This is a genomic window from Pseudomonas sp. DP-17 (genome assembly GCF_022380625.1).
Taxonomy (GTDB): Bacteria; Pseudomonadota; Gammaproteobacteria; order Pseudomonadales; family Pseudomonadaceae; genus Pseudomonas; species Pseudomonas nitroreducens_A.
This window is the reverse complement of sequence record NZ_JAKSXG010000016.1, coordinates 185,713-195,042: the sequence shown is the minus strand read 5'-3', so window position 1 is coordinate 195,042 and position 9,330 is coordinate 185,713. Positions and strand designations below refer to the sequence as shown.

The window sequence follows — 9,330 nt, the reverse complement described above, 5'->3', positions numbered from 1 at the left end:
TGTCGCCATCCTTCGGTACGTCAATCAGGTGCGCAGGATCATCGTTGTCGACGATGCTGTCGATGGTCGGCGCGGACGGAGCGGTGGTGTCGATGGTGATCGGCAGGACGTTCGGTTCGCTCTGGTTGCCCGCCGGGTCTGTGACAACGATGCTGATGTCGTTCAGGCCGTTGTCCAGAGGTTGGGTCGGGGTCACCGACCAGTTGCCGTCCGTGTCGGCGGTGGTGGTGGCCACTTCACCGGTCGGGAAGGTGACCTCCACAGTGGAGCCCGGCTCGGTCTTGCCGTCGATGGTCGGAGTGGTGTCGCTGGTGATGTTGTCACCCTTGGTGCCGCTGTCGGACGCCGGATCCAGCCAGGCATCGGCGGGCGGTGCCTGGGTGTCGATCACGATCGGCAGAACGACTGGCTCGCTCTGGTTGCCGGCCGTATCAGTGGCGATAACGGTGATGTCGTTCTGGCCGTCAGGCAGGGGCTGGGTCGGGGTCACCGACCAGTTGCCGTCCGCATCGGCGGTAGTGGTAGCGACTTCTCCGGTCGGGAAGGTGACTTCCACAGTGGAGCCCGGCTCGGTCTTGCCGTCGATGGTCGGGGTATTGTCGTTGGTAATGTCATCGCCCTTGATGCCGCTGTCGGACTCGGGGTCCAGCCAGGCGTCGGCGGCCGGGGCCTTGGTGTCGATGACAATCGGCAGAACAGTCGGCTCGCTCTGGTTGCCGGCCGGGTCGGTGGCGATAACGGTGATGTCGTTTTCACCCTCTGGCAGGGGCTGGGTCGGGGTTACCGACCAGTCGCCATTTTCGTCAGCCTTGGTGTGAATTTCTTCGCCGGTCGGGAAGATGACGGTAACGTCCGCACCGGGCTCGGTCTTGCCGTCGATGGTGGGGGTGGTGTCGTTGGTGATGTTGTCGCCCTTGATACCGCTGTCGGAAGCGGGGTCCAGCCCAGCGGACGGGGCGTCGGGAGCGACAGTGTCAATGACGATGTCGACGACCTTGGTCGGGTCGCTGGGCTTGTCGCCGGGGATGACCTGGATGACGTCGATCTCATGCGCGCCGTCATCGAGATCGGTGGTCGGAGTGAAGGACCAGGTACCATCCGGGTTGACGACGGTGGAGCCGATCTCGGTGCCATTATCGATGACATGGATGACTGCACCTGGCACGCCTCCACCGGAAATCTCCGGTTTCGCGTCATCGGTGATATCGCCATCGTGCAGCGGCCCCTGGATGGGGCCGACGTCGTCGGTAGCCTGGAGGTTGGTGGGTACCGGGCTGGTGGCCTGATCGTGGTGATGACCATCATCCCTGTTATGGTGGATGATGGCGGCGGCAGCGGCACCGATGCCGGCCAGGCCGAGCAGCAGAGGCCACAGGGCAAAACCTGCTGCATCAGTGAAAGGGGCGGGAGAGTAGGGAACGCCGTCTCCCCCCAGGGCGATGGGGGCTGTTTCACCATCGGCCAGCATCAGCTTGCCAAAATAGCCTTCGCCGTCGGTACGCACATACGCGTACAGCTGGCCGTCTTCGGCAACACCGTAGAGTTGCCCCTCCATGCCTTCCGCGAAGAAGTCCTGGATAATGAGGTCAGGCTTCTCGCTGCCTTCGAAGGCGACCTGCAGGTCATTGCCAACGCGCGTGACCGTGACGTTTTCAGGAGCGACATCGCCGTTTTCGACCTGGAACAGGTACTTGGTACCCAGTTTTGCCTTGACCTTGCCACCAGCCTTGACCGCAACCTTGGTGGTTGCGTTTTCGCTGACGGCGATCAGCCCAATGTTTTCAATTGCCATTTCTAACCCACCTCGGGAGGGACACGTTTTCGAGGTGAGGAGAGTAATTTTCCGCCGTCAAACCTGAGATCAGGGAGTTCCTACAGTAGCGCCGATTCTTCTGATAACCGAAAAGCGGCCATCAATACGCTGAAAATGCCGGGGCACCGGCGTTGCAGCGCCCAAGAAGGGAAAGCGACTCGCTTCCGTGACGCCCCAGTCGATGCCTCAAGGGCGCGAGCGGGATATCCAGCTCGTCAATGGCGACAGACTCTCGGCAGGCTGGCCTGAGGGCGGTTTCCCGAAGACCAGGCGCCTGTGTCTCTGCCCTGCGCAGTGCAGACTGCCTGGGGCGCCCGGCGAATCCTGCTTATCTGGCGCACTGTGTCAGCATTTGACGCGGGTAGATTTGTGGGTAGGCCTCATTGTCAGCAGCCCATCCTTCATCCTTGGACCGACACCGACCGGTGGAGACCTACCAGCAGGTTGCTGCAACGCCATCGGGGGGTGATAAATCAACTTCCGAGCGGGGCGCAGACAGCGGGGCGATCCAGTTCCGGACCGTATTGAGCTAAAACTCGTCGCTCATTCAGGCGCAATTTGTCCAGATAGTCCGCCCAGTCCTGCATCATCTTCCGTCTCTCTTGCAAATACTCCGCGTAGTTATACGAAGCACGCACGCCGCTTCTCTCCGTATGGGCAAGTTGACGTTCTATCCAATCCCTGTTGTAGCCTTTTTCGTTCAGAATCGTAGAGGCCATGCTCCTGAATCCGTGAAAAGTCATTTCCTCCTTGGAATACCCGAGACGACGCATGGCACTCACCAGGGACTGGCTGCGAATGGACTTTCCTTTTTCGACTCTTTTGGGTCTGCCGGGGAATAAATAGGAAGAATGCCCCGTAAGCTCGTGGAGGCTCTGAAGTATTTCGACAGCCTGTCGAGACAATGGGACGATATGTACCTGTCGCATCTTCATGATGCTGGCGGGGATACGCCACTCTTTCGCTTCAAGATCGAACTGTGACCACTGTGCATTGGCCAACTCCTTGGCCCGCACGAATACCAGAGGGGCAAGCCGCAAGGCATAAGCGATATGGGGTAGTACCCCGGCCGCCTTGTCCAGGGTATGCAACAACTCGCCAATACGCCGGGGGTCGGTGATAGTCGCGAAGTGCTGGGTGGTCCTCGCGGGCGCTATGGCTCCGCGCAGGTCTGCCGCCACGTCGCGCTCTGCTCGGCCGGTGGCAATGGCATAGCGGAATACCGGGGAAAAAACCATCCTGGATTACTTACTCAAGCCCGCGCTGAAAGCGCGTGAGGCCTTCCGCGAGAGATGATTGAAATGAAAATCCGTAAACCTTCCGTAAGTCAAAAGCGTTGGCGGTTCTGCCACTCGGCGCTGGTGCTGGCCATGGCTTCGCTTGGCGGCGTTGCCCAGGCCGATGAACTGGGCGGTGCGCTGAGCTTCTACTCCAAGCCCAAGCAGGCCTCCGCCGCGTCGCTGAAATGAAACAGGCCGATGCCAACTGGCAGGCCGCCAAGGGCGACGTGGATCAGGCAAAGGGCGCGCGATGGCCGCAGGTGCAGATCAGCGCCAGCTCCAAGCAGTTGCAGAGTGGCAGTAGCGACTATGACAACGAGGGCACCTCCACCGTACAGATGATCACGCCGGTCTATGACTTCGGTGCGATCAGGAACAACATCGATAGCCGCAGCAAGACCGCGAATGCGCAGGAAGAGGCCAAGGCGCAGTCCGAGGTGTCGGTTGCCTATAACACCGCTTCGGGTGTGGTGGAGCTGGCACACCAGCAGGAGTCGCTGGAGATCAGTGACCGCTACGTGGCGCGTATGCGTGAGCTGGTGGACATGCTGTCGAAGATTTCCGAAGTGGACCCCGGTCGACGCAGCGAGGTGACCCAGGCCCGCTCGCGCCTGTTGCAGGCGGAGACAGCTCGCGATCTTGTGCTGTCCAAGCTGCAGGAACAGAAGACGACGCTGGCCAAGCTGGTCGGCGCGGATGTGACGGTGCCGGCGAATGCCAAGTGGGACTGGACGCCCATCACACTAAACCAGGCGTTGGAACAGATGGCCGACCAGCCCGCTCTGCGCCAGGCGCGTTGGGAGAAGGAGGCGGCACTGGCCAGCGCCGAGTCGGTGAAGTCGTCGCGCATGCCGAAGCTGAACTGGGTTGTTGGGCGTAGCACCGGCAACAACATGCTCGACAACAAGGAGCCCTGGTCGACCGGGCTGGCCGTGGAGTGGACCGCATTCTCCGGTGGTTCGGCTTCGGCGGCACAGCGTGCGGCATACGCCCGGGCCGATGCGGCTGAGCAGAAGATGGAGGCGACTCGTCGCGAATCGGAGTACCGCATCCGCAACCTGGTCGAGCAACGTGACCTGTCGGCGGCTCGCGTGGGGGACTACAAGGAGTTGCTGGGCGAGTCCGACCGCGTGCGCAAGATGTTCTATGACCAGTGGTACCACCTGGGCAAGCGCACCCTGCTGGATGTGCTGATCGCCGAGAACGAGTATTACACGCACCAGATCGCTGCTTCCGACACCTACTACAGCGCCAAGGCTTCCGACCTGCGCATCCGTGCTGAAACCAGCGGCCTGATGGCCTGGCTGGCACCGGGCAGCGAATCGGCCAGCCACTGATAGAAAGCGCTGCGCGTCAGCAGCGATCCGCTTCGCCCTCTCTGTCTCCCGGCATGTCCGCTTCGGTGGTCATAAAGGCTCGTCTCGTCATGCTTCCGAGACGGATATGCCGCGGAATCTCTCCTGATCGTCCCGGTACGATCGTCATAAATTGAATGACTTTTCCCCTTGCCAATCTCGCTGTGCGTCGATGTGTCGCAGGGTGCACAGGGGGCTTCTGCCTCTTTCGCAGCGTTTCTTGATTGCGATCATGGCAAGGACTTTGCTGAAGGTATTCAGCCCTTTGGTACCTCAACTGCGTTCCCGCTGAAAGCCCCGTTTTTCAAGGTTTGGCGCCCTATCGTGGCCCGTGCTTTCCCGCCTTCCCAGGTCGGTCAATGCCCTTGGGTTCTCTATGTGAATTGATCGTTTTTTGATCGTTACAGGTCATGACTGTTTCTTGGGTTGAGAAAATATCTTGTTAAAAATGAAAGGTCGGGGCCTTGAAAGGCATTTCTGAAATGCTTTGTAATACCCGCCGTCCATTTCCTACCCCCAAATCGCTGAGTCGCACTGACGCAGATCATTGCCAGTGTTCACCCTTCGGTGCAGCGGCATAACAACAGGGGGCTGCCATTGGTGGGCTCCTGTCATAAGACGAGTCGGGCAATCCGCTCGTGCATCCGGTGTGCGACGCGCGCGCTCTAGCGGGCCGCCAGTCCAGACACCACACGCTGAACAACACGGAACGAATCAGCTGACGAAATCGGTTTCGCATCGCGAAGACCGGGCGACCTCCCTTTGCCTGGAATCCTTGCGGCCGCGTTCGTGAATCCATGACAGCCCTGGCAGGCGGCTTGGAAAAGTCGCGGGTAACGAGTCGTCGAGCAATGCGTGGCGAAGGCTCATGGGCGGTGAAGCGATTTTCATCCACTAAGGCCGCAAGATGAAAAAAGAGCAGTACACAGGAATTTTGAAGAGACTGGCGTGGCTGCCGATGCTGATGCTCGGTGGTTGCAACATGGCGCTGTTCGACCCGAAAGGGCAGGTCGGCGCTGACGAGAAGTCCCTGATCATCACGGCAACCCTGCTGATGCTGATCGTGGTGGTGCCGGTCATCCTGATGACCTTTGCGTTCGCCTGGAAGTACCGGGCTTCGAACACCAAGGCCACCTACATGCCGGACTGGTCCCACTCGACCAGGATCGAGCTGGTGGTGTGGCTGGTTCCCTGCCTGATCATCGCCGTCCTCGGCTGGATCACCTGGGAGAGCACCCACAAGCTGGACCCGTACCGTCCGCTGGACTCCGAGGTCAAGCCGGTGACCATCCAGGCCATCTCGCTGGACTGGAAGTGGCTGTTCATCTACCCGGAACAGGGTATCGCCACCGTCAACGAGATCGCCTTCCCGAAAGACACCCCGGTGAATTTCCAGATCACCTCGGATTCGGTGATGAACTCGTTCTTCATCCCGCAGCTGGGTAGCCAGATCTACTCCATGGCCGGGATGCTGACCAAGCTGCACCTGATCGCCAACGAAGAAGGCGTGTTCGACGGCATCTCCGCGAACTACAGCGGCGGCGGCTTCTCGGGCATGAAGTTCAAGGCCATCTCCACTTCCGAGCAGGGCTTCCAGGAGTGGGTCGCGAAGGTCAAGGCCTCGCAGCAGACCCTGAACCTTGATCAGTACCCGGAGCTGGTGAAGCCGACCGAGAACGTCCCGGCGACCTACTTCGCCACCGTCAGCCCCGAGCTGTTCTCCCACGTGCTGAACAAGTGGGAACACGCCGGCCACGCCATGGCCAAGGCCCACGAAGCCAAAGAACAGGCCGAGAAGGGCGAGCACGGCGAAGCGCATGAAGAGGCCGCCATGGCGGGCCACGACATGAGCAGCATGCCGGGCATGCAAATGAATCCGAGCCAGGAGTAAGCACAGATGTTCGGGAAACTGACACTGTCGGCCGTGCCGTACCACGAGCCGATCATCGTCATCACGCTGGCCGTCGTCGCCCTGCTGGGCCTCGGTGTGTTCGGCGCGATCACCTACTACCGCAAGTGGACCTACCTGTGGACCGAGTGGCTGACGTCCATCGACCACAAGAAGATCGGCGTGATGTACATCATCGTCGCCCTGATCATGCTCCTGCGCGGCTTCGCCGACGCCATCATGATGCGCGGCCAGCTCGCGCTGGCTGAAGGCGCCAACCACGGCTACCTGCCGCCGGAACACTACGACCAGATCTTCACCGCCCACGGCGTGATCATGATCATCTTCATGGCCATGCCCTTCATGACCGGCCTGATGAACCTGGCCGTGCCGCTGCAGATCGGCGCGCGCGACGTGGCGTTCCCGTTCCTGAACTCCCTGAGCTTCTGGCTGCTGGTCGTCAGCGCCATGCTGGTGAACGTCTCGCTGGGCCTGGGTGAATTCGCCCGTACCGGCTGGGTCGCCTACCCGCCGCTGTCCGAACTGGCCTACAGCCCGGGCGTGGGTGTGGACTACTACATCTGGGCGCTACAGATATCGGGTATGGGTACCTTGCTCACGGGTATCAACTTCCTGGTCACCGTGTTCAAGATGCGCACCCCCGGCATGAAGCTGATGCAGATGCCGATCTTCACCTGGACCTGCACCTTCGCCAACATCCTGATCGTTGCGTCGTTCCCGATCCTGACCGCGGCCCTGGGCCTGCTGTCGCTGGACCGTTACTTCGACATGCACTTCTTCACCAACGAGCTGGGCGGCAACGCCATGATGTACATCAACCTCTTCTGGGCCTGGGGCCATCCTGAGGTGTACATCCTGATCCTGCCGGCCTTCGGTATCTTCTCCGAAGTCACCGCGACCTTCGCCGGCAAGCGCATGTTCGGCTACACCTCGATGGTGTGGGCGAGCGCCGCGATCACCTTCCTCGGCTTCACCGTGTGGCTGCACCACTTCTTCACCATGGGTTCGGGCGGCGACGTCAACGGCTTCTTCGGCGTTGCGACCATGCTGATCTCCATCCCGACCGGGGTGAAGCTGTTCAACTGGCTGTTCACCATCTACCGTGGCCGCCTGCGCTTCGACACCCCGATCCTGTGGACCCTGGGCTTCATCGTCACCTTCACCATCGGTGGCATGACCGGCGTTCTGCTGGCCATCCCGGGTGCTGACTACCTGCTGCACAACAGCCTGTTCCTGATCGCCCACTTCCACAACACCATCATCGGTGGTGCGGTGTTCGGCTACCTGGCCGGCTTCGTCTTCTGGTTCCCGAAAGCCTTCGGCTTCAAGCTGGACGAGAAGTGGGGCAAGCGTTCCTTCTGGTGCTGGCTGGTCGGCTTCTACATGGCCTTCATGCCGCTGTACATCCTCGGCTTCATGGGCATGACCCGTCGCCTGAACCACTACGACAACCCGATGTGGAAGCCGTACCTGGTGGTGGCGTTCTTCGGCGCCGTGCTGATCTTCTTCGGCATCGCCTGCCAGCTGATCCAGCTGCTGGTGTCGATCAAGAACCGCAAGGCCCTGGCGGACCTGACCGGCGACCCGTGGGGCGGCCGGACCCTGGAGTGGTCCACTTCCTCGCCGCCGCCGTACTACAACTTCGCCGAACTGCCGAAGGTCAACGATATCGACGCGTTCCACGACATGAAGCAGACCGGTACCGCGTACCGCAAGCTGCCGGCCTACGCGCCGATCCACATGCCGAAGAACACCGCCGCTGGCTTCTCCATCGCCGTGTTCGCCTTCCTCTTCGGCTTCGCCGCCATCTGGCACATCTGGTGGCTGGTGGGTGTTGGCTTCGTCGGCATGATCGCTTCGGTCATCGTGCGCAGCTACGTCACCGACCTGGACTACTACGTCCAGCCGGATGAGATCGAGCGCATCGAAAACGCCAACTTCCAGAAACTCGCCACCGCGCAGCAGGTATAAAACCATGTCGACGGCAGTACTGAATCAACACCTGGTCGATACGCACGAAGCGGCGCACGACCACGACCACGCCCATGACAGCGGCGGCATGACGGTATTCGGCTTCTGGCTGTACCTGATGACCGACTGCATCCTGTTCGCCAGCGTCTTCGCCACCTACGCCGTGCTGGTCAACCACACGGCCGGCGGCCCGAGCGGCAAGGACATCTTCGAACTGCCCTACGTGGCCGTCGAAACCGCGATCCTGCTGATCTCCTCCTGCACCTACGGCCTGGCCATGCTGGCCGCGCACAAGGGGGCCAAGGGCAAGGCCATCGCCTGGTTGGGCGTGACCTTCCTCTGCGGCGCGGCGTTCATCGGTATGGAACTCAACGAGTTCCATCACCTGATCGTCGAAGGCTTCGGCCCGAGCCGCAGCGCCTTCCTGTCGTCCTTCTTCACCCTGGTCGGCATGCACGGCCTGCACGTTTCCGCAGGCCTGCTGTGGATGCTGGTGCTGATGGCGCAGATCGGCACCCGTGGCCTGACCGCGCAGAACAACACCCGCATGATGTGCCTGAGCCTGTTCTGGCACTTCCTGGACATCGTCTGGATCTGCGTATTCACCGTCGTCTACCTGATGGGGGCTCTGTAATGTCCGCTGCTGCACATCATCACGACTCCCACGGCGCCCACGGCCACGATTCCCACGGTGCCGGCCACGGCAGCCTGGGCTCCTACGCCATCGGCTTCGTGCTCTCGGTGATCCTGACCGCCATCCCGTTCTACATGGTCATCGACGGTGGCTTCTCGCGTCACGCCACCCTGCTGACCATGGTGATCCTGGGCCTGGTCCAGGTCGTCGTGCACCTGATCTGCTTCCTGCACATGAACTTCAGCTCCGAAGGCCGCTGGAACGTCATGGCATTCATCTTCACCGCCATCATCATCCTGCTGGTGGTCGGTCTGTCGCTGTGGATCATCTACACCGCAGACGCCCTGATGATGCCGATGCCCTGAGGG

At 61.0% G+C, this 9,330-nt stretch carries 7 protein-coding genes; 5 read left to right on the top strand and 2 right to left on the bottom strand.

Going from position 1 to position 9,330, the window contains the following annotated elements:
* Positions 1-1,792: Ig-like domain-containing protein (locus MJ122_RS26140; protein ID WP_239746637.1), on the bottom strand; the 1,792-nt coding region annotated here is incomplete at its 3' end.
* Between the two features lie 494 nt (positions 1,793-2,286).
* On the bottom strand, positions 2,287-3,051 hold the full coding sequence (locus MJ122_RS26135) for a site-specific integrase (protein WP_239746635.1): 765 nt from the start codon (positions 3,049-3,051) through the stop codon (positions 2,287-2,289).
* 227 nt (positions 3,052-3,278) lie between these two features.
* On the opposite strand from MJ122_RS26135, the gene MJ122_RS26130 reads away from it, so the two are divergent.
* The 5 genes from MJ122_RS26130 to cyoD all read left to right on the top strand — a co-directional run bounded on the left by MJ122_RS26130 (position 3,279) and on the right by cyoD (position 9,327).
* Complete coding sequence (locus MJ122_RS26130; protein ID WP_239746633.1) at positions 3,279-4,430, top strand: TolC family protein; 1,152 nt, start codon at positions 3,279-3,281, stop codon at positions 4,428-4,430.
* 925 nt (positions 4,431-5,355) lie between these two features.
* Complete coding sequence (gene cyoA, locus MJ122_RS26125; RefSeq protein ID WP_088421131.1) at positions 5,356-6,339, top strand: ubiquinol oxidase subunit II; 984 nt, start codon at positions 5,356-5,358, stop codon at positions 6,337-6,339.
* Positions 6,340-6,345: 6 nt separating this feature from the next.
* The gene (gene cyoB, locus MJ122_RS26120) at positions 6,346-8,328 is read left to right on the top strand and encodes a cytochrome o ubiquinol oxidase subunit I (RefSeq protein ID WP_088421132.1); all 1,983 of its coding nucleotides are present in this window, start codon (positions 6,346-6,348) and stop codon (positions 8,326-8,328) included.
* A gap of 4 nt (positions 8,329-8,332) precedes the next feature.
* Entirely contained in the window at positions 8,333-8,962 is a 630-nt protein-coding gene (gene cyoC, locus MJ122_RS26115) for a cytochrome o ubiquinol oxidase subunit III (RefSeq protein WP_015475724.1), read from the top strand.
* Complete coding sequence (gene cyoD, locus MJ122_RS26110; RefSeq protein ID WP_017521588.1) at positions 8,962-9,327, top strand: cytochrome o ubiquinol oxidase subunit IV; 366 nt, start codon at positions 8,962-8,964, stop codon at positions 9,325-9,327. Before cyoC ends, cyoD begins: the two co-directional genes overlap by 1 nt.
* The last annotated feature ends 3 nt before the right edge of the window (positions 9,328-9,330 follow it).

Excerpts from the sequence above, each read along its gene's own strand:
- MJ122_RS26135 (WP_239746635.1), bottom strand. The coding sequence starts at position 3,051 with ATGGTTTTTTCCCCGGTATTCCGCTATGCCATTGCCACCGGCCGAGCA.
- MJ122_RS26130 (WP_239746633.1), top strand. The coding sequence starts at position 3,279 with ATGAAACAGGCCGATGCCAACTGGCAGGCCGCCAAGGGCGACGTGGAT.
- cyoA (WP_088421131.1), top strand. The coding sequence starts at position 5,356 with ATGAAAAAAGAGCAGTACACAGGAATTTTGAAGAGACTGGCGTGGCTG.
- cyoB (WP_088421132.1), top strand. The coding sequence starts at position 6,346 with ATGTTCGGGAAACTGACACTGTCGGCCGTGCCGTACCACGAGCCGATC.
- cyoC (WP_015475724.1), top strand. The coding sequence starts at position 8,333 with ATGTCGACGGCAGTACTGAATCAACACCTGGTCGATACGCACGAAGCG.
- cyoD (WP_017521588.1), top strand. The coding sequence starts at position 8,962 with ATGTCCGCTGCTGCACATCATCACGACTCCCACGGCGCCCACGGCCAC.